Below are 1,201 nucleotides of genomic sequence, written 5' to 3' on the forward strand. Positions count from 1 at the left end.
CGATGGCGGTGATCGCGGCGATCGGCGGAGATGGCGGCGATGGCGGTGCGGTCAGTGCGTCAGGGCGTTCGCAGCGATGATCATCAGGCCGATCAGCATGTCCATGGCCCCCGCCCGGCAGGCGGGCGGCCAGCGGCGGCCGGCGATGCGGGCGGCGGAGGTGCCCACGGCGAACAGGGCCACGGTGTTGAACAGCAGGGCCACGTCCACCGCCGTCTCCTCGGCCCACCAGTCGGCCAGCGCGGCCAGGAGCATCCCCACCGTGGGCAGGACGACGGCGACCAGTGGCCACTCGGCCAGCACCGACCTCAGCCGGCTCGTACCGGCGCTCCCGTCGGCGGACGCACGCCGGGCGATGACGTGCGCGTACCCGTGGGCGGCGCACGACGCGAGCGCGGCGAGCAGCACCCAGAGCGCGTCCGACGCGGGATCGGCCGTCTCGCCCGTCGCGTCCAGCGCGGAGATCATGGCGCTGGCCAGCACCAGTCCGTAGGTTCCGCTGAACAGCCACCGCTCCGGCGGACGCCGCGGGCCTGCTCCTGGCGCGACGCCTTCGCGGCGGACGTCGTCGGCGCGGTCGGGCATCGCATCGCCTCGGTGTGGGACAGGGTCGGGCCCGCCCATGCTTGCCCACGAGGGCGTCAGGGGAGGACGACGCAACGCGGACGACGCCGGGTGTTCCGCCCCGAAAGGGCGATCGACGCCGTTCACCGGGGCCGCACCGAGAGCGTGCCGTCGGGCTCGCCGCCAACGCGGGTGCCGAACTCCCGGCTGCGCGCGTCCAGGACGGAACGCAGCCACCGGGTGTCCTCGGCCGCGGCGTGTTCCAGCCGCATCCTGCGCGCCTTCAGCGGCACCATCCGCGCGTGGACCAGTCGGCCGGTGCCCGCCTCCACCGAGACCAGGTACAGCACGCGCAGGTCGTCCCGGTAGGCCTCGTGGCCGCCGATGCCCTCGTAGTCGTCGACGAGGTCACCGCAGCCGTACAGGATCAGCCTCCCCCGGTACACCTCCGCCGGGCGTGGATGGTGGGAGGAATGCCCGTGCACGACGTCCACGCCGGCGTCGACGAGCGCGTGGGCGAAGCCCACCTCCGAACGGGAGACGCCGTAGCCCCAGTTGGGGCCCCGGTGGACCGAGACGACCGTGATGTCGCCGGGCCGCCGGGCCTGCCGCAGACGGCCGGCGACCGCGGACGCGG

General features: G+C 74.5%; 2 protein-coding genes. Both read right to left on the reverse strand.

Annotation, left to right across the window (positions count from 1 at the left end; translation table 11 throughout):
* Positions 1 to 51: 51 nt before the first annotated feature.
* Positions 52 to 585: a hypothetical protein gene (locus HW445_RS31720; RefSeq protein ID WP_180224217.1), complete on the reverse strand. Its 534-nt coding sequence runs from the start codon at positions 583 to 585 to the stop codon at positions 52 to 54.
* A 122-nt stretch (positions 586 to 707) separates the two neighbouring features.
* Positions 708 to 1,201, reverse strand: a 494-nt coding sequence (locus HW445_RS31725; protein ID WP_180224218.1) for a CapA family protein, incomplete at its 5' end; no start/stop codon positions are given.

The organism is Streptomyces sp. UH6, assembly GCF_013421635.1.
Lineage (GTDB): Bacteria > Actinomycetota > Actinomycetes > Streptomycetales > Streptomycetaceae > Streptomyces > Streptomyces abyssomicinicus.

Coding starts and splice junctions, on each gene's coding strand:
- HW445_RS31720 (WP_180224217.1), bottom strand. CDS start 585: ATGCCCGACCGCGCCGACGACGTCCGCCGCGAAGGCGTCGCGCCAGGA.